This window comes from Ideonella benzenivorans (assembly GCF_020387415.1).
GTDB lineage: Bacteria > Pseudomonadota > Gammaproteobacteria > Burkholderiales > Burkholderiaceae_C > Ideonella > Ideonella benzenivorans.
This window is the reverse complement of sequence record NZ_JAGWCB010000006.1, coordinates 110,558-134,437: the sequence shown is the minus strand read 5'-3', so window position 1 is coordinate 134,437 and position 23,880 is coordinate 110,558. Positions and strand designations below refer to the sequence as shown.

At 68.2% G+C, this 23,880-nt stretch carries 23 protein-coding genes; 18 read left to right on the top strand and 5 right to left on the bottom strand.

Annotated elements, in window-relative coordinates; translation table 11 throughout:
* Nucleotides 1-2 precede the first annotated feature (2 nt).
* Both KGA65_RS01520 and KGA65_RS01515 read right to left on the bottom strand, forming a co-directional pair.
* Nucleotides 3-1,493, bottom strand: a complete 1,491-nt coding sequence (locus tag KGA65_RS01520; RefSeq protein ID WP_225861374.1) for a sensor histidine kinase — start codon at nt 1,491-1,493, stop codon at nt 3-5.
* Nucleotides 1,494-1,548: 55 nt separating this feature from the next.
* Entirely contained in the window at nt 1,549-2,220 is a 672-nt protein-coding gene (locus KGA65_RS01515) for a response regulator (RefSeq protein WP_225861373.1), read from the bottom strand.
* A 140-nt stretch (nt 2,221-2,360) separates the two neighbouring features.
* Between KGA65_RS01515 and recA the strand changes: the two genes are divergently transcribed.
* The 16 genes from recA (at nt 2,361) to KGA65_RS01430 (ending at nt 19,706) form a co-directional block, all read left to right on the top strand.
* The gene (gene recA, locus KGA65_RS01510; protein WP_225861372.1) at nt 2,361-3,431 is read left to right on the top strand and encodes a recombinase RecA; all 1,071 of its coding nucleotides are present in this window, start codon (nt 2,361-2,363) and stop codon (nt 3,429-3,431) included.
* Nucleotides 3,432-3,492: 61 nt separating this feature from the next.
* Nucleotides 3,493-4,101, top strand: a complete 609-nt coding sequence (locus KGA65_RS01500) for a regulatory protein RecX (protein ID WP_310740925.1) — start codon at nt 3,493-3,495, stop codon at nt 4,099-4,101.
* Nucleotides 4,102-4,387: 286 nt separating this feature from the next.
* Nucleotides 4,388-5,548 carry an ADP-forming succinate--CoA ligase subunit beta gene (sucC, locus tag KGA65_RS01495; RefSeq protein WP_225861371.1) on the top strand — a complete coding sequence of 387 codons (1,161 nt, stop codon included), beginning with the start codon at nt 4,388-4,390 and terminating at the stop codon, nt 5,546-5,548.
* Between the two features lie 23 nt (nt 5,549-5,571).
* On the top strand, nt 5,572-6,465 hold the full coding sequence (gene sucD, locus KGA65_RS01490) for a succinate--CoA ligase subunit alpha (RefSeq protein ID WP_225861370.1): 894 nt from the start codon (nt 5,572-5,574) through the stop codon (nt 6,463-6,465).
* Between the two features lie 118 nt (nt 6,466-6,583).
* Nucleotides 6,584-7,324, top strand: a complete 741-nt coding sequence (locus KGA65_RS01485) for a TerC family protein (protein ID WP_225861369.1) — start codon at nt 6,584-6,586, stop codon at nt 7,322-7,324.
* A gap of 228 nt (nt 7,325-7,552) precedes the next feature.
* Nucleotides 7,553-8,242, top strand: coding sequence for a TerC family protein (locus KGA65_RS01480; protein WP_225861368.1), 690 nt, complete (start codon nt 7,553-7,555; stop codon nt 8,240-8,242).
* A 63-nt stretch (nt 8,243-8,305) separates the two neighbouring features.
* Nucleotides 8,306-9,337, top strand: a complete 1,032-nt coding sequence (locus tag KGA65_RS01475; RefSeq protein WP_225861367.1) for a serine/threonine-protein kinase — start codon at nt 8,306-8,308, stop codon at nt 9,335-9,337.
* Nucleotides 9,321-10,067, top strand: coding sequence for a Stp1/IreP family PP2C-type Ser/Thr phosphatase (locus KGA65_RS01470; RefSeq protein WP_310740924.1), 747 nt, complete (start codon nt 9,321-9,323; stop codon nt 10,065-10,067). The genes KGA65_RS01475 and KGA65_RS01470 overlap by 17 nt, the downstream gene beginning before the upstream one ends.
* Before the next feature lie 73 nt (nt 10,068-10,140).
* Complete coding sequence (locus KGA65_RS01465) at nt 10,141-10,779, top strand: FHA domain-containing protein (RefSeq protein ID WP_225861366.1); 639 nt, start codon at nt 10,141-10,143, stop codon at nt 10,777-10,779.
* A complete protein-coding gene (locus KGA65_RS01460; protein ID WP_225861365.1) occupies nt 10,779-12,737 on the top strand; it encodes a CHASE2 domain-containing protein in 1,959 nt (652 codons plus the stop codon). The genes KGA65_RS01465 and KGA65_RS01460 overlap by 1 nt, the downstream gene beginning before the upstream one ends.
* A gap of 112 nt (nt 12,738-12,849) precedes the next feature.
* The gene (locus KGA65_RS01455) at nt 12,850-13,629 is read left to right on the top strand and encodes a 3',5'-cyclic-nucleotide phosphodiesterase (protein WP_225861364.1); all 780 of its coding nucleotides are present in this window, start codon (nt 12,850-12,852) and stop codon (nt 13,627-13,629) included.
* 207 nt (nt 13,630-13,836) lie between these two features.
* Nucleotides 13,837-14,307 (top strand): pilin, encoded by a 471-nt coding sequence (locus KGA65_RS01450; protein ID WP_225861363.1) that lies wholly within the window; start codon nt 13,837-13,839, stop codon nt 14,305-14,307.
* An 85-nt stretch (nt 14,308-14,392) separates the two neighbouring features.
* On the top strand, nt 14,393-16,117 hold the full coding sequence (locus KGA65_RS01445) for a PglL family O-oligosaccharyltransferase (RefSeq protein WP_225861362.1): 1,725 nt from the start codon (nt 14,393-14,395) through the stop codon (nt 16,115-16,117).
* A 56-nt stretch (nt 16,118-16,173) separates the two neighbouring features.
* Complete coding sequence (locus KGA65_RS01440; RefSeq protein WP_225861361.1) at nt 16,174-17,910, top strand: PglL family O-oligosaccharyltransferase; 1,737 nt, start codon at nt 16,174-16,176, stop codon at nt 17,908-17,910.
* A gap of 78 nt (nt 17,911-17,988) precedes the next feature.
* Complete coding sequence (locus KGA65_RS01435; protein WP_225861360.1) at nt 17,989-18,678, top strand: DUF6088 family protein; 690 nt, start codon at nt 17,989-17,991, stop codon at nt 18,676-18,678.
* Nucleotides 18,675-19,706, top strand: coding sequence for a nucleotidyl transferase AbiEii/AbiGii toxin family protein (locus KGA65_RS01430; RefSeq protein ID WP_225861359.1), 1,032 nt, complete (start codon nt 18,675-18,677; stop codon nt 19,704-19,706). Before KGA65_RS01435 ends, KGA65_RS01430 begins: the two co-directional genes overlap by 4 nt.
* A 10-nt stretch (nt 19,707-19,716) precedes the next feature.
* On the opposite strand, the gene moaC is transcribed toward KGA65_RS01430, so the two are convergent.
* A complete protein-coding gene (gene moaC / locus KGA65_RS01425; RefSeq protein ID WP_225861358.1) occupies nt 19,717-20,208 on the bottom strand; it encodes a cyclic pyranopterin monophosphate synthase MoaC in 492 nt (163 codons plus the stop codon).
* Nucleotides 20,209-20,346: 138 nt separating this feature from the next.
* Between moaC and KGA65_RS01420 the strand changes: the two genes are divergently transcribed.
* Complete coding sequence (locus tag KGA65_RS01420; RefSeq protein ID WP_225861357.1) at nt 20,347-21,933, top strand: M48 family metalloprotease; 1,587 nt, start codon at nt 20,347-20,349, stop codon at nt 21,931-21,933.
* A gap of 10 nt (nt 21,934-21,943) precedes the next feature.
* Here the strand turns inward: KGA65_RS01420 and KGA65_RS01415 are convergent, their stop codons facing one another.
* Nucleotides 21,944-22,297, bottom strand: coding sequence for a phage holin family protein (locus tag KGA65_RS01415; RefSeq protein ID WP_225861356.1), 354 nt, complete (start codon nt 22,295-22,297; stop codon nt 21,944-21,946).
* Between the two features lie 261 nt (nt 22,298-22,558).
* On the opposite strand from KGA65_RS01415, the gene KGA65_RS01410 reads away from it, so the two are divergent.
* Nucleotides 22,559-22,945: an SWIB/MDM2 domain-containing protein gene (locus KGA65_RS01410; protein WP_225861355.1), complete on the top strand. Its 387-nt coding sequence runs from the start codon at nt 22,559-22,561 to the stop codon at nt 22,943-22,945.
* A gap of 86 nt (nt 22,946-23,031) precedes the next feature.
* Here the strand turns inward: KGA65_RS01410 and KGA65_RS01405 are convergent, their stop codons facing one another.
* Nucleotides 23,032-23,871: a hypothetical protein gene (locus KGA65_RS01405; protein WP_225861354.1), complete on the bottom strand. Its 840-nt coding sequence runs from the start codon at nt 23,869-23,871 to the stop codon at nt 23,032-23,034.
* Between the last annotated feature and the right edge of the window lie 9 nt (nt 23,872-23,880).

Sequence of the window (23,880 nt, the reverse complement as noted above, 5' to 3'; positions counted from 1 at the left end):
CCTCAGGCGGGCGGCAGCACCGGAAAGCGCACCGTGAACAAGGTGCCGGGCCGCTCGCCCGGCGGCACCGGCGCACCGCCGCGGGCGGTGTCGATGTCCACCGTCGCGCCATGCCGTTCGGCAATCTCCTTGACGATGGCCAGGCCCAGGCCGCTGCCGTCCACATCGGTCCCCAGGGCGCGGTAGAAGGGCTGGAACACCTGCTCGCGCTCGGCCGCCGGGATGCCCGGGCCGTTGTCCTCCACCTGCAGCGCCACCACCTGGCCGAAGGGGTCGGGCACCACGCGCACGGTCACCGTGCCCTCGGCCGGGGTGTACTGCAAGGCGTTGTCCACCAGGTTGCGCACCAGCTCGCGCACCAGCAGCGGCTGGCCCACCAGCGGCAGCATCGGCTCGCCCGGCGCCGGCCCTTCGTAGCCCAGGTCGATGCGCTTTTCCAGCGCCTTGGGCACGAAGTCCTGCACCGTCTCGGTGGCGATCTCGGCCAGGTCGAAGGGCTGCTGACGCCGCGCCTGCTCCTCGTCCTCGGCCCGGGCCATCGACAGCAGCTGATTGACCATGTGCGCCGCGCGCTGGCTGGACAGCGCGATCTGCTCCAGCGAACGCCGCACGGTGCGGGTGTCGCCGCCGGCATCGATCTCGCGCTGGGCCAGCTCGGCCTGCATGCGCAGCCCGGCCAGCGGCGTCTTGAGCTGGTGCGCCGCATCGGCCAGGAAGTGCTTCTGCGCCCCGACCGACTGGTCCAGCCGGGCCAGCAGGTCGTTGATGGAGCGCACCAGCGGCGCCACTTCCTCGGGCGCCTCCAGCTCATCGATCGGGCTGAGGTCGTGGCTCTCGCGGCGGCGGATGCGCTGCTGCAACTCGTTGAGCGGCGCAATGCCGCGCGCCAGCGCGAACCACACCAGCAGCACCGCCACCGGCAGGATCACGAACTGCGGCAGGATCACGCCCTTGATGATCTCGGTGGCCAGGCGCGAGCGCTTGCCCAGGGTCTCCGCCACCTGCACCAGCGCGATCGGCGAAACCACCCCTTCCGGCAAGGTGGGCCGCACCGCCACCACCCGGACCGGCTCGCTGAACACCTCGGCGTCACGCCAGACCAACTCGCCCAGCGGCGAAGGCTCCCCCAGCGGCACCGGGATCTCGCCGTCGCCGGCCAGCAGGCGGCCCTGCGCATCCAGCACCTGGAAGTACACCCTGTCCACCTCGTCGCTGCGCAGCAGCACCGCAGTGGATTCGGGCAGACGGGCCGGCAGCTCCTCCGGGTGAACGGCCAGCTCGGCCGCGATCTGACGCGACACCACCCGCGCCAACTGCCCCAGATCGCGGTCGTACGGACGGGCGGCGATGTTCTGCGCCACCAGCCAGGTCAGCGCAACGCTCATGGGCCACAGCAGCAGCAGTGGCGCCAGCATCCAATCCAGGATCTCGCCGAACAGCGAACGCTGCTCGCGCGGGGCGCTGGCGGGACGGGCGGACGTGAGCAACTTCATGGTGGGCGCAGCCTAGGGGAGCCGGCTGACGCCGCGCTGGCACCGTGGCGGGCGCTCAACCGGGAATCTTTTCCAGGCAGTAGCCCAGCCCGCGCACCGTGGCGATGCGCACCGGGCCATGCTCGATCTTCTTGCGCAGGCGGTGGATGTAGACCTCGATGGCGTTGTTGCTCACCTCTTCGCCCCACTCGCACAGACGGGCCACCAGCTGGTCCTTGCTGACCAGCCGCCCAGCCCGCTGCAACAACACCTCCAGCAGGCTGATCTCGCGCGCCGAGAGGTCGATCATCTGGTCGTTCAGGTAGGCCACGCGGCCGGTGGCATCGAAGGACAGCGGCCCGTGCTTGATGATGCTGGAGGCCGTGCCCAGCCCGCGCCGGGTCAGGGCGCGCACCCGCGCCTCCAGCTCCTGCAGCGAGAAAGGCTTGGCCATGAAATCGTCAGCGCCCAGGTCCAGGCCCTTGACCCGCTGCTCGACCGAATCGGCCGCGGTGAGGATCAGCACCGGCGTGGCGCAACCCCGCGCGCGCATGCGCCGCAGCACCTCCAGCCCGTGCAGCTTGGGCAGGCCCAGGTCCAGGATCACGAGATCGAACTCGTGCGCCGCCAGCGCGGCATCTGCCTCGGAGCCGGTACCGACCTGATCGACCGCATAGCCCGTTCCGCGCAGCGAACGCAACAGGCCGTCCGCCAGCACCTGGTCATCTTCGGCAATCAGGATACGCATGATCTCTCTCCTGAGGGGGATTTTAGGCAGCCACCCACGCCGCCCCGCGCAGGACAACCCTGCTCACCATCGCCCTCCTCAAAAAGTACTGTACGAATATCCAGCCTCTGCCATAATGGCTGCCATCTGAGGAGATTTGCATGAACGCCCCTGTCACCAACCTGAACCCCGACAAGGCCAAGGCCCTGCAGGCCGCGCTGTCGCAGATCGAAAAACAGTTCGGCAAGGGCTCCATCATGCGCCTGGGGGTGGATGAAAAGCCCGAGGACATCCAGGTGGTGTCCACCGGCTCGCTGGGCCTGGACGTGGCCCTGGGCGTGGGTGGCCTGCCCCGCGGCCGCGTGATCGAGATCTACGGCCCCGAATCCTCCGGCAAGACCACGCTGACCCTGCAGGTCGTGGCCGAGATGCAGAAGCTCGGCGGTGTGGCGGCCTTCATCGACGCCGAACATGCGCTGGACGTGCAGTACGCCCAGAAGCTGGGCGTCAACCTGCAAGACCTGCTGATCAGCCAACCCGACACCGGCGAGCAGGCCCTGGAGATCGTCGACTCGCTGGTGCGCTCCGGCGCCGTCGACCTGATCATCATCGACTCGGTGGCGGCGCTGACCCCCAAGGCCGAAATCGAAGGCGAGATGGGCGACCAGCTGCCCGGCCTGCAAGCCCGTCTGATGAGCCAGGCGCTGCGCAAGCTGACCGCCACCATCAAGAAGTCCAACTGCACGGTCGTCTTCATCAACCAGATCCGCATGAAGATCGGCGTGATGTTCGGCAGCCCCGAGACCACCACCGGCGGCAATGCGCTGAAGTTCTACGCCTCGGTGCGGCTGGACATCCGCCGCATCGGCTCCATCAAGCGCGGTGAGGAAGTCATTGGCAACGAGACCCGCGTCAAGGTGGTCAAGAACAAGGTCAGCCCGCCCTTCCGCGAGGCCGAGTTCGACATCCTCTACGGCGAAGGCGTGAGCCGCGAGGGCGAGATCATCGACCTGGGCGTCCAGGCCAAGGTGGTCGACAAGGCCGGCGCCTGGTATTCGTACAACGGCGAGAAGATCGGCCAGGGCAAGGACAACTGCCGCGAGTTCCTGCGCGAGAACCCCGAGCTGGCCCGCGAGATCGAGAACAAGGTGCGCGCCGCGCTGGACGTGCCGCTGCTCAATCCGGCCGCGGCTTCGGCTGCGCCGGCTGCCGCCGAAGCCAGCGGCGCGTAAACCGCAGTTCTCGTCCCCCTGCCACCGGGCGGCCCAGGCCGCCCGGTGGCACATCCAGCCCATGAAACGCGCTCCGCTCAGTCTCAAGGCGCAGGCCCTGGCCCTGCAGTCCCGGCGCGAGCACAGCCGGGCCGAGCTGCGCACCAAGCTGCTGGCCCATGCCCGCAAGCGCGCCGCCTTCGAGGCCGAGGCCACCGCGCCGCCGAGTGGCTGGGGCAGTGGTTGGGAGGGGGACCCGTTCGGTGAAGCACCGGACGCCGCCATCGCCCCACCGGCGGTGGTGACCGAAGACCGCGCCAGCCGGTCGGCCGCCACCGAGGCGCTGCTGGCCGAAGTCGATGCCGTGCTCGACTGGCTGCAGACCCAGCGCTACCAGAGCGATGAACGCTTCATCGAAAGCCGGCTGAACAGCCGGGCGCCGCGCCAGGGCCTGGCCCGGCTGCGGCAGGACCTGGCCCGCCACGGCGTCAGCCTGGATGCCGAGACCGTGCAGAGCCTGCGGCAGACAGAGGTGCAGCGCGCCCGCGACGTCTGGCGCAAGCGCTTCGACCACCTGCCGGCCGACGCCAGCGAACGCGCGCGGCAGATGCGCTTTCTGGCCGCCCGCGGGTTCAGCGGGGAGGTGGTGCGCAAGGTTCTGGGCGGCAGCGCCGACGACGACCTGTTCTGACCCGTCACCAAGGGTTTCCCCGCTGCTGCAGTGCAGCACGCCATGCTACGGTCATAGGCTGCCTTAAAAGCTGCCTGAATCAGGGCTTTCCCTGGTGCGCCGGGCTTTGTCAGTCGACTGCAAGCGCTGCGGCTGATGCTCCGAGCACCTTGGGGGTTTTGGCCAGAAAGTTGGCCCGACCGTCCTGCAGAATGGCGCCCCTGAAGATGCCGTCAGCCCATTCGTCGATGTGCTGGCCGCGGATTCCGCTCCTCTCTTTCGTCCTGAACTCACGAAAAGACCACCCATGAAGATTCACGAATACCAAGGCAAGGAAATCCTGCGCCAGTTCGACGTCCCGGTGCCCAAGGGCATTCCGGCCTTCAACGTGCAAGAGGCGGTGGAAGCTGCCCAGAAGCTGGGCGGCCCGGTGTGGGTGGTGAAGGCCCAGATCCACGCCGGTGGCCGTGGCAAGGGCGGTGGCGTCAAGGTCGCCAAGACCCTGGACGACGTGAAGAAGCTCTCCGAGCAGATCCTGGGCATGCAGCTGGTCACGCACCAGACCGGCCCGGAAGGCCAGAAGGTCCGCCGCCTCTACATCGAAGAAGGCGCCGACATCCAGAAGGAGTTCTACGTCTCCCTGGTGACGGACCGTGGCACCCAGAAGGTGGCGCTGATCGCCTCCTCCGAGGGCGGCATGGACATCGAGGAAGTCGCCCACTCGACGCCCGAGAAGATCGTCACCGAATACATCGACCCGCTGGTCGGCCTGACCGACGCGCAAGCGGCCAAGGTGGCCCAGGCCATCGGCATGGAAGGCCACACGGTCGACCAGGCCGTCACGCTGTTCAAGAACCTGTACCGCTGCTACATGGAGACGGATGCCTCGCTGGTCGAGATCAACCCGCTCAACCGTGACAGCAAGGGCAACCTGATCGCGCTGGACGCCAAGTTCAACTTCGACGCGAACGCGCTGTTCCGTCACCCCGAGATCGTGGCCTACCGCGACCTGGACGAAGAGGATCCGGCCGAAGTCGAGGCCTCCAAGTTCGACCTGGCCTACATCAGCCTGGACGGCAACATCGGCTGCCTGGTCAACGGCGCCGGCCTGGCCATGGCGACGATGGACACCATCAAGCTGTTCGGCGGCGAGCCGGCCAACTTCCTGGACGTGGGCGGCGGCGCCACCACCGAGAAGGTCACCGAAGCCTTCAAGCTGATGCTCAAGAACCCCAAGGTCAAGGGCATTCTGGTGAACATCTTCGGCGGCATCATGCGCTGCGACACCATCGCCGAAGGCGTGATCGCGGCCTGCAAGGCCGTGAACCTGAGCGTGCCGCTGGTCGTGCGCATGAAGGGCACCAACGAAGAACTGGGCAAGAAGATGCTGGCCGAATCCGGCCTGCCCATCATCTCGGCCGACACCATGGCCGACGCCTCCACCAAGATCGTGGCCGCCGTCAAGTAAGCACGCCCAGAAGGAATCTAGTCATGTCGATCTACATCAACAAGGACACCAAGGTCATCACCCAGGGGATCACCGGCAAGACCGGCCAGTTCCACACCCTGGGCTGCCAGGCCTATGCCAACGGCAAGAACTGTTTCGTCGCCGGCGTGAACCCGAAGAAGGCCGGTGAGAAGTTCTCCGACATCCCCATCTACGCCACCGTCAAGGAGGCCGCCAGCCAGACCGGCGCCACCGTCTCGGTGATCTACGTGCCGCCCGCCGGCGCCGCCGACGCGATCTGGGAAGCCGTCGAAGCCGACCTGGACCTGGCGATCTGCATCACCGAAGGCATCCCCGTGCGCGACATGCTGATGGTGCGCAACAAGATGAAGGCCAAGGAGGCCGCCGGTGGCAAGAAGACCCTGCTGCTGGGCCCGAACTGCCCCGGCCTGATCACCCCGGAAGAAATCAAGATCGGCATCATGCCGGGCCACATCCACCGCAAGGGCCGCATCGGCGTCGTGTCCCGCTCGGGCACGCTGACCTATGAAGCCGTGGCGCAGCTGACCGAGATCGGCCTGGGCCAATCCACTGGCGTGGGCATCGGCGGCGACCCGATCAACGGCCTGAAGCACATCGACGTGATGAAGGCCTTCAACGACGATCCGGACACCGACGCGGTCATCATGATCGGCGAGATCGGCGGCCCGGACGAGGCCGAAGCCGCCCGCTGGTGCAAGGCCAACATGAAGAAGCCGATCGTCGGCTTCATCGCCGGGGTCACCGCCCCTCCGGGCAAGCGCATGGGCCACGCAGGTGCGCTGATCTCCGGTGGCGCCGACACGGCGGACGCCAAGCTGGCCATCATGGAAGAGTGCGGTTTCAAGGTGACCCGCAACCCGTCCGAGATGGGCAAGCTGCTGAAGGCCCTGCTGTAAGCACGGCCCGTTGCCATCCCCAGGCCGCCTTCGGGCGGCCTTTTTCATGGGCGCCTACACTGTTGGATTGGCAGCCACACCCGTGGCCACTGTTTCACCCACGACACGCACCAACCCAATGGAATTGGAATCCCTGCTGCATCTGCCCTTCTGGCTGGGGGTGGGCCAGATCATCCTGATCGACATCCTGCTGGGCGGCGACAACGCCGTCGTCATCGCCCTGGCCTGCCGCAAACTGCCCGAACATCAACGCCTCAAGGGCATTCTCTGGGGCACGGCCGGCGCCATCGCGCTGCGCGTGGTGCTGATCTTCTTCGCCCTCACACTGCTGGCCATTCCCTATCTGAAGCTGGCCGGCGCCGCGCTGCTGGTGTGGATCGGTGTCAAGCTGCTGGCCCCGGATGAAGAGGACGAGCACGGCAAGATCGAAGGCAGCGACAAGCTCTGGGGCGCGGTCAAGACCGTCATCGTGGCCGACCTGGTGATGAGCGTGGACAACGTGATCGCGATCGCCGGCGCCGCCCAGGCCGTGGGCGGGCAGCACCAGATGCCGCTGGTCATCCTGGGCCTGCTGGTCAGCATCCCCATCATCGTCAGCGGCAGCCAGCTGGTGATCAAGCTGATGGATCGCTTCCCGGTCGTCATCACACTGGGCGGCATGCTGCTGGGCTGGATTGCCGGCAGCATGGCGGTGACGGATCCGTCGCTGCTGCACCGCCTGCCCACCCAGGCGGCCAGCCATGCCGGCGCCACGGTGGAGGTGATCCCGGCGGTGCACTACGCCGCCGGCGCCATCGGGGCGCTGCTGGTGCTGGTGATCGGCCGCACGGTGAGCACCCTGCGGGCCCGCGGCCAGTGAGGTTTTCAGGCCGCCATGGCATACTCGCGGCCTGAAGGGGAGTAGCTCACTTCCGGTCGGGTCGTCAGTACGAGGCGCAAGCCTCCGGCCCGCCAGCCACCATCCGGTGGCCGAGCCAGACCTTCGAACCCCGCCCCCTGGCGGGCGGTTCGAAGGCATTCCTCCCGGCATGTCCCGTCCGTCCGCCAGGGTGTTCTCCACATCCCTGCGACACCTCGAAAGACCGACATGCCGCTGTTTTCCCCTGAATGGTTCTCGGCCCTTGCGGCCATCGTCCTGATCGACCTGATCCTGGCCGGCGACAACGCCATCGTCATCGCGCTGGCCGCCCGCAGCCTGCCCACGCACCTGCAGCGCAAGGCCATCGTCTGGGGCACGGTCGGGGCCATCGGCATCCGCGCACTGATGACGATGGTGGTGGTCTGGCTGCTGAAGGTCCCCGGCCTGATGCTGGTCGGCGGCCTGGGCCTGGTGTGGATCGCCTACAAGCTGCTGGTGCCGGGCGACGGTGGCGAAGGCCACGAAGGCGGCAGCGCCACCACGCTGTGGGGCGCGCTCAAGACCATCATCGTGGCCGACGCGCTGATGGGCGTGGACAACGTGCTGGGCGTGGCCGGCGCCGCACACGGTGCTTTCGACCTGGTCGTGATCGGTCTGCTGATCAGCGTGCCCATCGTGGTCTGGGGCAGCAGCATCGTGCTCAAGCTGGTGGACCGCTTCCCGTCCATCACCTACCTGGGCGCGGGCGTGCTGGCCTGGACGGCCGCCAAGATGATGGTGGGCGAGCCGGTGCTGGACCCGGTGCTGGACCCGCGCCCCTGGGCCGGCTGGCTGGTGCAGGCCGTGGTGGTGGCTGGCGTGCTGGCCGCCGGCTGGTGGATGGGGCGCCAGAGAGCCCGGTCGGCCCATGCCGCCTGAGCGCCCGAGCGCCGCGCCCCCCTGTGATAATGTGACGAGCTACCGCAGGGAGAAAGCACAACGATGGCCGGCGCGGCACGCTTCTGGCGCACCCTCCTGGGCCGGCCGTCCCCCGCGGACCCACCGGCCGGTGCGGCCACGCCGGTGCCCAGCACCCAGCCCGCCTCCTCGCTGATCGACAGCTCGGTGCTGCCGGCCGCGACCGAGGGCTTCCACATCCTGCGCGCCTGTGCCCAGGGCCCGCAAAGCGAGCTCTACCAGGCCCGCGTGGCCGGCAGCGATGAACTCGTCGCGCTGAAGGTCGTGCGCTTCCGCGAGGGCCAGCAGACGACCTACTTCCTGCGCGAAGCCGCCGCCGCCGGCCGGCTGCAGCACCCGGCGATCGTCCACACGCTGGGCGCCGGCATCGTGACCCAGAACGGCGAGCGTTGCGGCTGGCTGGCCATGGAATGGGTGCCCGGCAGCGACCTGACCCGCTACACCCAGCCCGGCCGCCTGCTGCCCGAAGGCCTGGTGCTGCGCATGGGCGCCGTGGTGGCCGAGGCCCTGGCCTACGCCCATGCCCAGGGCGTGGTGCACCGCGACCTCAAACCCGGCAACCTGCTGTTCAACCCGGCCGAGGGCGGCACGCTCAAGGTCGGTGACTTCGGCTGCGCCCGGCTGGACGACCATGGCTACAGCCTGAGCGGCCTGCTGGTGGGCACCCCCTGCTACATGGCCCCCGAACAGCTCAGTGGCGTGCCGCTGGATGGCCGCTGCGACCTCTACGCGCTGGGCATCGTGCTGTTCGAGCTGCTGACCGGCCAACGCCCCTTCGACCGGCCGTCGATGGGCGAGACCCTGGCCGCCATCGCCAGCGAAGCGGCCCCGCCGCTGCGCAGCCTGCGCCCCGACCTGCCAGAGGTGCTGGGCGATGTGCTGGCACGGATGATGGCCAAGTCGCCCGCCGACCGCCACGCCGATGGCCATGCGCTGGCCCGTGAATTGCGCCTCATTGCCCGTGCTTGCGACGGGTTCACCCTGCCCGCATCCCGCGACAATGCCGACATCCACAAGAACAACAGCAGGATCGAGCCCCGTGTCACTGCGTCTTGAATACAGCAGCGCGCTCGACGTCGGCCGCGCGCGCCAGAACAACGAAGATGCCGTCCTGATCGACGCCGGCCTGGGCCTGTGCCTGCTGGCCGACGGCATGGGTGGCTACAACGCCGGCGAGGTGGCCAGCGACATGGCGGTCAAGGCCATGCGCGAACACTTCCGCCAGTGGCTGCAAGGCCTGAGCGCCGCGCCCGACGATGGCGCCGTGACCCGGGCCCTGATCGACGCGGCCCAGGAGGCCAACCGCCAGGTCTTCACCGCGGCCAGCACCGTGCCGGCCTACGCCGGCATGGGCACCACCCTGGTGACGGCGCTGTTCGAGCGCAGCCGGGTCTGGATCGGCCACCTGGGGGATTCGCGAGCGTATCGCCTGCGCAACGGCCGGATGACCCAGCTCAGCCGTGATCACTCGCTGCTGCAGGAGCAGATCGACGCCGGTCTGATCACGCCGGCCGAGGCCGCCTACGCGCTGCACCGCAATCTGGTGACACGCGCCGTCGGGGTCGAACCCGAGGTGGTTCTTGAGGTCCACCCCCATGATGTCGAGGTGGGTGACGTGATCCTGTTGTGCTCGGACGGGCTGTCCGACATGCTCACCGACCCGCAGATGGCCCACGTGTTGCAGATCAACAAGACACTGGACGAGCAGGCTGCGGCCTTGGTGGACGCCGCCAATGCTGCAGGCGGACGGGATAACATCTCCGTCATCCTGGCCAAATTGCACTGATCATCAGGATTCCGCCGCATTCCCCCGGAGGCGGCGCGACACAAGCCCGGACGCGGGCAACACGAGGGTATTCATGGGCAAGCTGGTCGTCTCACTCGACAACGTGGTTCTCAAGGAAGTGGCCATCCAGAAGGATCGGACCACGCTGGGACGCCGCCCCTACAACGACATCGTCATCGACAACCTCGCCGTGAGCGGCGAACATGCCGTGCTGCTGACGGTGGGCGATGACGTCTTCATCGAAGACCTCAACAGCACCAACGGCACCTACATCAACGGCAAGGCCATCAAGAAGCAGCTGCTGGCCCCCAACGACGTGATCGAGATCGGCAAGTACCGCATCAAGTACCTGGCCGACGAGGTGACCGATTACGAGAAGACCATGGTGCTGCGCCCCGGCACCCTGCTGCCCAAGGAGCCGCCGCCCCCGCCGCTGCCCACGGTGCAGGTGCTGCCGGCGTCGATCAAGGTGCTCAACGGTGCGGCCGCCGGCCGCGAGGTGCTGCTGACCAAGGCCGTCACCACCGTCGGCAAGCCCGGCACCCAGGTGGCCTCCATCGCCAAGCGCCCCACCGGCTATGTGCTGGCCCATGTGGAAGGCGACCTGCGCCCCAGCGTGAACGGCACGCCACTGGGTGACGGCGTGATGCCGCTGAAGAACGGCGACGTCATCGAACTGGCCGGCACGCAGATGCAATTCATCCAGGGCTGATGGCCCTGCGGCCGCGCGCCCTGGCTGCGCTGGCGGGCGTGGCCCTGGCCGCGCTCGGGCTGTGGCACGCCCTGGTGGCCCCGCTGGCCCTGCTGACCCGCCTGGAGCTGGCGGTCGATGACTGGCAGCAACAGCACGCCCGCCCTTCGGCGCCGCATCCGGACATCGTCATCGTCGACCTGGACGAGGCCAGCCTGCAGACCGTGGGCCACTGGCCCTGGCCGCGCGAGCGCCTGGCCGCCCTCAGCCGCGAGCTGCTGCAGCGCCAGCAGGTGGCCGCGCTGGGCATCGACCTGGTCTTTCCCGAACCCACGCCGCAGGACACCGCGCTGGCCCAAGCCTGGCAGAGCGCGCCGGTGGTGGCCGGCTTCTACCTGACCAGCGACCGCGGCGGCCTGCGCAGCGGGCAGCCACCGCGCGCCCTGTTCAACGTACCCGGCCCCCGCCCGGCCGGCCTGCCGGCCTGGAACGGTCTGGCCGCCAACACGCCAACGCTGGCCGCCGCCGCGCCCCACGGCGGCTTCTTCAACGTCGTGCCCGACGCCGACGGCCTGGTGCGCGCCGTGCCCGCGGTGGCGGTGCTGGATCACCAGGCCTGGCCCTCGCTGGCCCTGGCCCTGGCCTGGCTGGCCAGCGGCCAACCCCCGGTGCAGCCGCAGTGGCAGCCCACTGGCGTCGGTCAACCCGCCGTGCTGGAAGCCCTGCAACTCGCCCCCTCCCCGGGGCACCCGGCCCAGCGGCTCAAGCTGGACGAGCACGGCCAATGGCGGGTGCCGTACCAAGGCCCCGGCGGCCCCGCCGGCGGCAGCTTCCGCTACCTCAGCGCCGCCCAGGTGCTCGCCGGCCAACTGCCCGCGGGCCACCTGCGGGGCCAGCTGGTGCTGCTGGGCAGCTCCGCCCCCGGCCTGGCCGACCTGCGCGCCACCCCGGTCAACCCAGCCCTGCCCGGCGTCGAGATCCACGCCCTGATGCTGGCCGGGCTGCTGGACGGCACGCTGATCCACCGCCCCGCCTGGGCTCCCGGCTATGAGGCTGCCCTGATCCTGCTGGCCCTGCTGGGCACCGCCTGGGCCGCACGCCGCGGCAGCCCGCCCCGCACCCTGGCTGCCCTGGCCGCCGTGGCCGCGCTGCTGCTGGGCCAACACCTGGCGTGGCGACAGGGCGCCGGCCTGCAGCTGCCCCTGGTCAGCGCTGGCGCGCTGTCGGCCCTCTATGCCGCGCTGCTGCTGACCCACCGCCTGCTGCGCGAATGGCAGCAACGCCAAAGCCTGCAGCGCCTGTTCGAGCAGTACCTGCCCCCGGCCCGCGCCCGCGCCCTGGCCGCCCGGGGCGACACCCAGGCGCTGGAAGCCAGCAACCGCGAGCTGACCATCCTGTTCTGCGACCTGCGCGGCTTCACCACCCTGAGCGAACACCTGGCGCCGCAGGCCCTGCGCGAGCTGCTCAACCTCTACTTCGGCACCGTCACCGAGATCGTCCACGCCCACGGCGGCACGCTGGACAAGTTCATCGGCGACGCCGCCATGGCCTTCTGGGGTGCCCCCCAGGCCCAACCCGACCACGCCCCCCGCGCGGTGCGCGCCGCCCTGGCCCTGGCCCATGCCACCGGCCCGCTCAACGCCCACCTGGCGGCCCAAGGCCTGCCCGGCGTGCACTTTGGCATCGGCCTGGCCACCGGCGTCGTCTGCGTGGGCGACCTGGGCACCCCGGGCCGGCGCACCTACACCGCCGTGGGTGACGCGGTGAACCTGGCCGCCCGCCTGGAAGCCCTGACCCGCGAGCTGGGCGTGGACCTGCTGGTGGCCGACAGCACCCGCGCCGCCTGCGGCCACCAGCTGGACGCCGAACTGGCCTGGCGGGAGGTGGACCGCTGCCACGTCAAGGGCCGGGAACAGGCTGTGACGGTTTTCACACCGCTCCCTACTTCCTCCCCAAACGGGCCGACAAGCTCCGTATGAGTGCCAACTTGGGTGCTTGCGCTGCCGGCGCCCCGCGGCGACCATGCGCGTTCTGCCCGCGCCTCCGGCCGTGCGATTTCTCTTGCCCGTCCACCCTTCGCCCGCCTTCACCATGAGCCTGCGCGTCCTCGGCTGCTCCGGCTCCATCGCCGCCGGCTGCCGCACCACCGCCTTCCTGTTGGATGACGACATCCTGTTCGACGCCGGCACCGGCGTGGGCGACCTGACGCTGGACGAGCTGGCCCGCATCGACCACATCCTGCTCAGCCATTCCCACCTGGACCATGTGCTGGGCGTGCCCCTGCTGGCCGACAGCGTGATGCGCCGCCGCGCCGGCCGGCCCCCGATCCAGATCCACGCGCTGCCCGCCACCCTGGCCGTGCTGCGCCAGCACCTGTTCAATGGCCTGCTCTGGCCCGACTTCACCCGCCTGCCGCGGGCGGACCAGCCGGTGCTCAGCCTGCACGAGCTGCAGACCGGCCAGCACCTGCACCTGGGCCGGGCCCAACGCCACATCGAGGTGCTGCCCGCCCGCCACAGCGTGCCCGCCGTGGGCTATGCGGTGGAAGGCGCCGCCGGCGGCTGGTGGGTCTACACCGGCGACACCGGCCCCAACCCGGCCCTGGTGGCGGCCCTGGGTCCGCGCAACGTGCAGCACCTGGTCATCGAGATCGCCTTCTCGGAAGCCGAGCGCGGCGTGGCCGCCGACAGCCTGCACCACTGCCCCTCCACGCTGGCAGCCGAACTGGCCCGCCTGCCCACCGGCGCCCAGATCCACCTGACCCACATCAAGCCAGGCGAGCAGCACGCCGTGCTGGACGACCTGCGCCAGCGGGTGCCGCACCTGCACCTGCACCCGCTGAGCGCGGGCGACACCCTGGCCTGGCGCTGACACGCCGATACAAACCGGCTGACAAAACAGGGCACCCCGCCCCCGCCGCGACCGGACTTGGGCACCCCAGACTGACAAAAATTGTCAGTCGCCCCTGCCCACTGCGCAGTTCTGCACGGTCTGCCCCCTGGCACGGCTTTCGCTGAGAGAAGAGCGTATCCAACCCACCGGCCCCACCTTCGCGGGCCTTGCTTTCAGGAGTTCCTCATGAAGCGTGTTCAACAAGGTTTCACCCTCATCGAATTGATGATCGTCGTGGCGATCATCGGCATCCTGGCCGCCGTGGCGCTGCCGGCCTATCAGGACTACACCAAGCGCGCCAAGATGTCGGAAGTCGTGCTGGCCGCTTCGGCCTGCCGCACCACCATCTCCGAGGTGTACCAATCGGGCTCTGCGTCATCCATCGGTGCCGGCAACTGGGGCTGCGAATCCGCTAGCCAAAGTTCCAAGTACGTGAAGTCTGTTGCAACGAGTGATGATGGTGTCATCACTGTGACAGCCACCGGTTTCGGCGACACTACTATCGACGACAAGGCTATCACGCTGACCCCCGCGAAGGCGGATGGAACTGCTATGACTTATAGCGGCAGCTCGCAACAGGTCTACCAATGGAAGTGCGGCCCTGCATCTGCGAGCCCTGTGCCCTCCAAGTACCTGCCGGGCTCTTGCCGCGGTTAATTCCATTCTCTGCTGTCATAGCAGACAGCATGGACATCAAGGACTCCGGGACCGGAGTCCTTTTTTTTATTTGGGACGCCGGTGCATGTCTCCTCCTTCCGGTCTGCGGGGGGTAGCCACCCTGTTTGGCCTGCTGTTGCTGGCCCTCAGTTTTCTTCTGCCAGGGCACTATCCCCCCTGGAGCTCCTTTGAGCAACAGTGGTCCGCCGCCTTCGGCTGCTTGCTGTTGTTGGCAGCTTGGCTGACAACGCATGACGATCTGAACTGGTCGCCACTTTCCCAACTGACCATGGCCAGCGCCTTGCTGCCCTGGGGGCAATGGTTGGCCGGCCAAGAGGTTTACCTCGGCGACGCCGCCTTGAGCAGCCTCTACCTGCTGGCGTTTGGCATGTGCCTGTTGGCCGGCCAATACCTGCGCGATCGGTTCGACCGAAGATTTCTGAACTGGCTTTTCACCGCCTTGGTCGTGGCCGCCAGCCTCTCCGTGCTGGCCGCCCTGCTGCAATGGCTGCACTGGAATACACACCTGCTGTGGGTCACAGCCGTCCCACCAACCTCCACGCCGTTCGCCAATCTGGGCCAACGCAATCACCTGGCCACCTTGTGCGCAATGGCTGTTGCAGGAACCTTGTACCTGCAAGCCAACCGGGCTCTGCGCCTGTGGCCCACCTTGGCATTGCTGGGCTGGCTCTCGGTTGGATTGATCCTGGCTCAGTCTCGGACGGGCTGGTTTGCCATCGCCGCTGGCGGCCTTGCCACACTCGGCATGCGTCGGCGTTTGAAGGCACTTCCCTCACCCCAGGCCGTGGGGGCTTATCTCGGCATCGTGTTGACTTGCGCCGCCCTCATGCCGTCGCTCAGCCAAGCGTTGCTGCTCAGTGACGTTCAAGGCTTTTCTGACCGTCTCGCCCAGGAAACGGGGCGACTGACACTTTGGACCAATCTCCTGCACGCCGCCCAACTCGCACCGTGGACGGGCTATGGCTTCAATCAGATCGCGCTGGCTCAACAAGCCGCTACAGCCGTCTACCCCACCTTCAGAATGACCCAGGATTCACACAACCTGCTGGTCGATCTGATCATCTCGGCAGGGGTTCCGTTTGCCGTTCTGTGGGCAGCGGGTCTTCTTCTGTGGCTCAAAAACACCCTGAAGCACTGCAACACCAGCCCTGTTTGGTGGGCATTGATGGCTGTCAGCGCTGTACTCATCCATTCACTGCTGGAGTTTCCCCACAGCTACACCTATTTCTTGCTGCCATCCGGCCTGCTGATGGGGTGGCTCACCAGCGCCCCAGACCATGGAAGACAAACCTTTCGGCTGGTGCTCCCCGTCAGAACCACGCTGTTGGCCGTGGCCACCATCGCTTTCTGCTGGGTCACGATTGACTACCTGAAAATCGAATCCAGTACGCGGGACTTGCGGTTTTATCTCCGGCGAATTGGCCCTCAGGACGTTCCGCCCGCGTTGCCCGACGTCCGTCTGTTGGATATGCAGCGGGAATATGAGTGGTTGCTACTGACTCCCGCGTCCCCCGGCATGTCGGCATCAGAGTTGGTCAGAATGAAACATGCAGCCCAACGTTTTCCCTATCCACCCGCGTTGATGCGCTACGCCTTGGCCGCCGCGTTGAATGAGCGCCCCGAGGTCGCTCGCACCACATTGATCAACCTGTGTGGGATGAGCGTGGCCGAACGCTGTGCGGAAGCGCGCCAGGCTTGGGGTGAAGCCCAGGCAAAATGGCCGGTCTTGCAGACCGTCGACTTCCCCGCGTTGCCATGGGAAGGCAGGACACGCTCTGCCGCTCCTTGAGAGGAAGCCTCTCGCAACGCCCTATGCAGCAGCCAACCAGCCTTTCTCGCAATCCATTGTGGGTCGCCGCCCTCCTCGCCCTCACCGCCCCCGCCCTTCTCGCCTTCAACGTCAGCCCCTCCACCACGCTGCTGAACCAGCTGCTGGCGGTCGGTGGCTGGGGGGCGGTGCTGATGTGCCTGCCGCGCGCGCCGCTGCGCCACGCCCTGCCGGCGGTGGCCCTGCCGCTGCTGGTGCTGGGGGTGCTGCTGGCCGAGGTGCTGTGGTCCTGGCACAGCGGGCTGCCCTCGTCGCTGGCCCTGTCATCGCTGGCGCAGATGCTGTGCGCCGGGGCGGTGCTGCTGGCGGCCCAGGCCCCCGCCGCCAAGGATGGTGAGGACGACACCGGCGGCCCCTTGGTGCAGCCCGTGCTGGCCGGCCTGGTGCTGGCGGGGGTGCTCAGCAGCGTGATCGCGCTGCTGCAGGTGTTCGCGCCGCAGTGGACGGACGGCACATGGATCGCCCATTCCGGCCTGCCGGGCCGGGCCGTGGGCAACCTGCGCCAGCCCAACCACCTCAGCACGCTGATCCTGTGGGGCGTGATCGCGCTGGTGCCGCTGGCCCAGGCGGGCCGGGTGCTGCGCTGGCCGCTGCACCGCGGGCTGGCCGCCGCCCTGGGCGTGCTGATGATCGCCGCGGTGGTGCTGACGGCCTCGCGCACCGGCATGGTGGCCACGGTGCTGCTGGCCGGCTGGGGCGCGCTGGACCGGCGCCTGTCCGGCCGCGTGCGCCTGGCCCTGCTGGCGGTGCCGGTGGTCTATGGCCTGTGCTGGCTGGGCATGGCCGGTTGGGCGCATGAGAGTGCCCATGTGTTTGGCGGCGAGGCCCGGCTGGCGGAGAAGGACCTGTCCTCGTCCCGCTTCGCGATCTGGAAGAACACGCTGTCGCTGATCGCGGCCCAGCCCTGGACGGGCGTGGGCTGGGGCGAGTTCAATTTCGCCTGGACGCTGTCGCCCTTCCCGGACCGGCCGGTGGCCTTCTTCGACCACACGCACAACCTGCTGCTGCAGTTCGCGGTGGAGCTGGGCGTGCCGGTGGCGCTGCTGCTGGCGGCGCTGCTGGGGGGCACGCTGGTGCAGGCCTTCCGCCGCAGCCGGGCCCAGCCGGTGGCCGCGGCGCCCGGGGCCCACGCCGCCCTGGTGATGGTGCTGCTGGCCGGCTTGCACAGCCTGCTGGAATACCCGCTGTGGTACGCCTATTTCCTGCTGCCCACCGCCTGGGCGTTGGGCCATGCGCTGCGCCGTCCGCCCGTGGCCGCCGCCGAGTCCACCCGGTTGCCCACCTCACCACGGCCCTGGGCCCTGCGTGTGATGGGCGGGCTGATGACCGCCGGCGCGCTGTTCGCGGTGTGGGACTACCACCGCGTGGTGGTGATCTACCAGCCGGGCGACACCACCACCTCGCTGGCGGAACGCATCCGCGACGGCCAGCGCAGCGTGTTCTTCAGCTACCAGGCCGACTACGCGCTGGCCACCACCACCGAGCCGCCCTCGCAGGCCCTGGGCGCGTTTGAAACCGCCACCCACGCGCTGCTGGACACGCGGCTGATGATGGCCTGGGCCCAGGCGCTGGATGAGTCCGGCCACCCGGACGAGGCCCGCGCGCTGGCCGAGCGGCTGCGCGAGTTCCGCAACCCGGCCAGCGACGACTTCTTTGCCGTCTGCGACGACCCGGAGCAACAGCCCCGCCCCTTCCAGTGCGAGGCCCCGGCCCGTGCGGTGCCGTGGCAGGCCTTCATGCCCGCCGCGCATTGAGGGGTGCGAATGGGTGAGGCGGCGGGCTCTTGAATTGTCCGTAATTTGTATATAAATTTCGGACAAAGAGAGGGCCCCATGCCAGACGTCAGAGACCAGATCCTGAAGCAGGTGAATGCTGCGCCACCGAGCAGCGTCTGGGCGCCTGCAGACTTCGCGGCCTTGGGCAGCCGTGCAGCCATCGACAAGGCCCTGCAACGCATGGCCAACCGTGGAGAGCTGCGCCGGATCGACCGCGGCCTGTATGACCGTCCCCGCCTCAACCGGCTGACCAGGCAGCCCGCAGCCCCCGACTACCGCGCCGTGGTGGACGCACTGGCTCGGCGCGACCAGAGCCGCATCCTCATCGATGGGATGACGGCCGCCAACGACCTCGGATTAACCGATGCCGTGCCTGCGCGCGTGACGCTTTACAGCGACCTGCGCCGCCGCTCCATACAGCTCGGCAGTCTGTTTGTCGAGTTCAAGCTGACAGCCCCCAGCCGCCTCTACTGGGCTGGTCGCCCGGCGATGCGGGTCGTTCAAGCACTGTACTGGCTCAAAGACATGCTGCCATCCGAGAGCAATGACATCAGACAAAAGCTGACCCGGCTTTTCGCCGACGCACGATATGGATCGGTCCTCCAAGAGGATCTGATCCAGGGCTTTGGCGTGCTTCCGGCATGGATGCAGGCCTTCCTGCGCACCGTGCCGGGCTTCGACCCCACCTGCACGCCCCCACCGACACGCTCCGACGCTTCCTCTGCTGAACTCAGGGGAGCAAGATGAACGGCGCCTATGGCGAAATCATTCAGGCCAGCGACGCCGACCGGGCAGGTCTGTTCGCTGGTGCCGCAGCACGCCTGGGCACACCTTTGCAAAACGTCGAAAAGGACTTTTGGGTGTGCTGGACCTTGGATGCACTGTTCAACGGTTTGGCGGCAGACAGCCCACGCCTGCTGTTCAAGGGTGGCACGTCGCTGTCCAAGGCCTTTGGCCTCATCTCACGCTTTTCGGAAGACATCGACATCACGGTGTTCCGCGAGGACATCGGACAAGAGGTCGATCCCGCCGCGTTGGAAGCACTCAGCGGGAAGCAACGCCACCGCCGACTTGATGCCATCCGCGATGCCTGCTGCACATTCATCAATGGGCCACTGGCCGAACAACTGACCCAGCGGGTGGTGGCCCTGGGCGATCCGCGCCTACGCCTGGAGCGCGACCCCGACGATCCGGATGAACAAACGCTGCTGCTGAGGTATCCGCCAGCAACGATGACAGAGGGCTACATCCGCTCCGCCGTGAAGATCGAGGCGGGCGCGAAGTCGGCGCTCGACCCACACACCTTCGCTTCAATCGTGCCTTACGTCGCCCAGGACCTGCCTGATCTCGACCTGTGCGTCGGGAACATCACGACCGTCGAAGCGGGGCGCACATTCTGGGACAAGATCATCATCCTGCACGGCCTGCGCCAATGGTTTGAGAGGCGCGGTGTGTTGCGGCATGGTGGACAGCGCGTGTCACGTCACTATTACGATGTACATCAGCTCCTGCGCCACGAGCAGGCCAGCAAATGGCTTGAAAACCAGACGCTTGCGACGGACTGCGCCAGACACGCGCGGCTGTTCTTTGGCAGCCCTGACCTGAGCCACGAAACGGCCGTGCATGGCAGCTTCACATTGATGCCATCGCCGGCCATGGAAGGAGCACTGCGCGCGGACTACACCGCCATGTCGGGCATGATCTTCGGCGGCATTCCATCTCTGGACGAGGTGCTGGCCAGCATTGAGCGTGCAGAGCGGACACTGAACGCCTGAGCTGGGCCGCTCAGGCGACGTCCGGCGCCACCCAGTGGCCGCTCTTGCCGCCCTGCTTCTCCAGCAGGCGGATGTCGGTCATGACCATGCCGCGGTCCACGGCCTTGAGCATGTCGTAGATGGTCAGCAGGCCCACCTGCACCGCGGTCAGGGCCTCCATCTCGACGCCGGTGCGGCCCAGCGTCTCGGCCTGCACGGTGATGTGCACGGCGCTGGCGGCTTCGTCCAATGCGAGCTCCACCGCCACCCGGGTCAGCGGCAGCGGGTGGCACAGCGGCACCAGATCGGCGGTGCGCTTGCTGGCCTGGATGGCGGCGATGCGGGCGATGCCCAGCACGTCGCCCTTCTTGGCCGTGCCGCTGGCCACCAGCGCCAGCGTGGCCGGCTGCATGCGGATGCTGCCGCGGGCGCGGGCCACGCGGTGGGTTTCGGCCTTGCCGGCCACGTCCACCATGTGGGCCTGTCCTTGGGCATCGAAGTGGGTGAGCGGCTGGGAAGGCATGGGCAAGGCATCCGTGGGAGAAACGCGGGCGCAAACTCCGGCCCGCCCGGGGGTGCGATGATAGCGAGCCGAACTTTTGCGCGCGCCAGGAGTCTTTGAGAGGAGCGTGGCCGCCGCCACGAGAAAGCGGATTTGTCGATGAAAGCCCCCCTGGCGCACCGCCTGCTGCGCCCCACGGCCCTGGCGCTGGCCCTGATCACCGCCACGGCCGGCTCCGGCTGGCCGCAGCCCGCGGCCGCCCAGGTCAATTTGCCTGCGCTGGGCGATGCCGTCTCGGAAGATTTCGACATCACCGCCGAGAACCGCCTGGGCGAGCGGATCATGATGGAGATCCGCCAGGACCCGGACTACCTGGACGACCCGGTGCTGAGCGACTACATCCAGTCGATCTGGCAGCCGCTGGTGCAGGCGGCCCAGAACGCCGGCTACCTGGAACCGGAACGGGCCCGGCTGTTCGCCTGGGAAACCTTCGAGGTGCGCGAAAAGTCCATCAACGCCTTCGCGCTGCCCGGCGGCTATGTGGGCGTGCACCTGGGCCTGATCGCGATGACCGGCAGCAGCGACGAACTGGCCTCGGTGCTGGGCCACGAGCTGACCCACGTGGTGCAGCGGCACATCGCCCGCAGCATGGCGGCCCAGAAGCAGCAGAGCATCCTGTCGATGGCGGGCCTGGTGCTGGGCCTGATCGCCGCCGCGCACAGCAACAGCGTGGACGCCGCCAATGCCGTGGTGATGGGCAGCCAGGCGGCGGCCGTGCAGGGACAGCTGAACTTCTCGCGCGAGATGGAGCGGGAAGCCGACCACATCGGCATGCAGCTGATGACCCAGGCCGGCTTTGCCTCGTCGGGCATGTCGCAGATGTTCGAGAAGCTGGAAGCCAGTTCGCGCCTGAACGACAGCAACCAGTACCCCTACCTGCGCAGCCACCCGCTGACGATCGAGCGCATCAGCGATGCCCGGCTGCGCATGAACGCCTCGCCCTCGCACCGCCCGCCCAGCGCGGCCGTGCATGCGCTGATGCAGGCCCGCGCCCGCGTGCTGATGGACACCAGCGAGCCCACGCTGCGCCGCCTGCAGCAACAGGCCGCGCCCGGCTCACCGGCGGTGGACACGGCCCGCCTGGGCGCGCTGTATGCCGGGGCCTTCGCGTCGCTGAAGCTGCGCGAGTTCGACACCGCCCGCCGCATCGCCGACAGCGCGCTGGCCCTGGCGGCCCAGCGCTATGCCGACGAGCCCGTGGCCTTGCGCGACCTGCGCCTGCTGAGCCTGGAGATCGAGACTGCGCTGAACCGCCCGCGCGAGACGCTGACCGCCGCGCTGGCGCCGCTGGGCCAGGACCGCTCCCGGCCGGTGATGCTGGCCCGCTCGGATGCGGCCCTGGTCTGGCAGCGCGCGGGGGATGCCGAGGCCGCCGCCCAGGTGCGACAGAACCTGGAAACCCTGCAGACCTGGGTCACGGAGCACAAGAGCGACACCCTGGCCTGGCAGGCCCTGTCGCAGTGCGCCGAGGCGCAGGGCCTGCGGTTGCGCGCCCTGCGCGCCGCCGCCGAAGTGGCCGCCACGCAAGGCGATGTGAACGGCGCGGTGGACCGCTTCCGCACCGCGCAGCGCCTGGCCAAGGAGGACCCGCGCTCCGACTACGTCGAGGCCTCCATCATCCAATCCCGCCTGCGCGAGATGGAGGCAGAGAAGCGGCGCCTGCAGGCCGAAGCCCGCAACGACTGAGCGGCCGGGCTCAGTCGCTGGGGAACAGCCGCTCCATCGCAATGTCGATCACCAGGCCACACAGGCTGTAGAGCAGCGAGCCCACCAGGGCCGCGCCGAAACCGGTGACGGCAAAGCCGTCCAGCAGGCCGGCGGCCCAGTAGAACATCAGCGCGTTGATGACGAACAGGAACAGGCCCAGCGTCACCAGCGTGACCGGCAGCGTGAGCAACACCAGCAGCGGCCGCACCAAGGTGTTGAACAGGCCCAGCACCAGCGCCGCGATCATCGCGCTGCCAAAGCTGGCCACCATGACCCCGCTGTAGAGATTGGCCACCAGGGCCAAGGCGGCTGCCAACAGCAGCCAGCGCACAAAGAGTTTCATCGACCATGGCCTCCGAGGTGGGGAGGCTTTGATTGTGCCGCGCGCCCCTCGGAGACCGCGAATCTGCACGCCTGACGTTGCGGGGCCACAAAAATGCGCGTTTCAGAGGGAAGGACGAGGGTTTTACGAGGGAAAACTGCTTCTCAGCCCCTGGTGCAGGCATTACCATTGCCCTCGCTGCGGTACTGCAGAGAAGCGAGAGTTCATGCAGCTTTCGCCCGCGCCCGGCACATCAACATTTCTTTGATGGAGAGATTCCAAATGGCAACTGCGAAGAAGGCGGCTCCGGCCAAGAAGGCTGCGCCCGCCAAGAAGGCTGCAGCACCCGCGAAGAAGGCGGCGGCTCCGGCCAAGAAGGCTGCGGCTCCGGCTGCGAAGAAGGCTGCGCCCGCCAAGAAGCGCACCCCCAACGCCGCCTTCATGAAGGAGATGACCCCCAGCCCGCTGCTGGCCGCCGTCATCGGTGACAAGGCCCTGCCGCGCACCGAAGTGACCAAGAAGGTCTGGGAGTACATCAAGAAGCATGGTCTGCAGGACGCTGCGCAAAAGACCATGATCAACGCCGACGCCAAGCTGAAGGAAATCTTCAAGAAGGCCCAGGTGTCGATGTTCGAGATGACCAAGCTGATCAACAGCCACCTGAAGTGATGCCACGGCGGGCCACCCGGCCCGCTGGCAACACGCCAAAGCCGGCCCATGGGCCGGCTTTTTTCATGCCCGAAGCGGACGCGGGTTCAGGATGGCAGACCGGCCAGGACCTCGGCGCACCAGGCCTGCGTTGACGGCTCATCAATCTGCGGCAGCAGCGCCTGCATGGCCTGGCGATGGGTCACCAGCTCGGCCGGCCGCCCGGCGCTGCGCGCGGCATGCACCGCGCACTCGTGCGCGAAAAAGCGCTCCATCGCATCGGCCCCATGGGCCACACAGGCGTCCAGACAGGCCCGGGCATGGCGCTGCGCCGCCTCCCCCTGCCCCGCCGCCGCATGGCACAAGGCCAGTTGGTAGTCCGCCCGCTCCACCTCCAGCCAGCCGCCGGCGGTCTGCCAGGCACGCCGTGCCAGGGCGATCATCACGGCATCGCGTTGCGCATCGCCTCGGGGCCCCAGACGCAGCGCCAGGGCCGTGTTGTTGCAGTTGGCCGCAAAGGCGCGCCGTGCGGCAGGTGCCGGGTGGTCGCAGGCCTGCGCCTCCTGGGCGGTCAGCAGCGCCAGCACCTCGCCGGCCCGGCCGGCACGACAGCGGGCCTGCAACACCTCGCCCAGCAGCGGCCAGGCCACCTCGTCGGCCAGGGCCAGGGCCAGGGCCGGTGTCCGCTCCTGCCAGGTGGCCAGGGCCCAGCCGGCTCGCTCCCGCGCGTCCTGCAAGCCGGCATGATCGGGAAGGGCTTCAATGAAGGCTTGCAGGCGCTCGCCATCGGCCAGGTGGGCCAGCATCACATGCCGGGCCAGCCGCACCAGCTCCGCCCCATCGGCACTGTCCGGCAGCCGCAGGGCATCGGCCAGGGCTGCGGGATCCTGGTCATGGCTGTCCCAGGCCTTTGCCAGCCAGACGACCAGCGTGTCATCGTCGTTCATCGGGGTGCC